Origin of the sequence: Pseudoalteromonas luteoviolacea H33-S (assembly GCF_001625695.1) — a bacterium.
Classification (GTDB): Bacteria; Pseudomonadota; Gammaproteobacteria; order Enterobacterales; family Alteromonadaceae; genus Pseudoalteromonas; species Pseudoalteromonas luteoviolacea_B.
In genome coordinates, this window is record NZ_AUXY01000037.1 from 1 (window position 1) to 420 (window position 420).

The following is a 420-nucleotide window of genomic DNA, read 5'->3' on the forward strand; positions in this document are numbered from 1 at the left end:
AAGTTTGGTCAAGCAGTCAATCAGAGTGTGAAAACGGATGCTAGTGGTGAATTCAGTTTCACTGGTCTGATCGAATCGAATACTGATGGTTACACCATCACGCAGACAGCAACTGGCACTTACCAAACAGGTAATCGTTACATTGGTTCAGGTGCTGGCGTGGTGAGCAATATCGCAAAAGTGGTTGTCGGCACAGATTCGACACCAGAAATCACCTTTACGGAAAAGCCAAAAGCAGGTGACAAATCTATCTCAGGTCGTGTGTTTGTGGACATCAACCAAGATGGCACAAATAATGGCAATGACTTTGCACTTGCTGGCATTCAGATCACGCTAACGGGTCAGGATCTTTACGGTGAAGCGGTGAGCTTAAGCACGACGACGGACGCAAACGGTGCGTTTAACTTTGCAGGTCTGCGC

Annotated in this window: 1 protein-coding gene; it reads left to right on the forward strand. The window is 47.4% G+C overall.

All coding sequences use genetic code 11. The annotated features are described in order from the left end of the window. Positions 1–420 (forward strand): SdrD B-like domain-containing protein (locus tag N477_RS03130; RefSeq protein WP_155731776.1); only part of this gene is annotated, 420 nt, incomplete at both ends.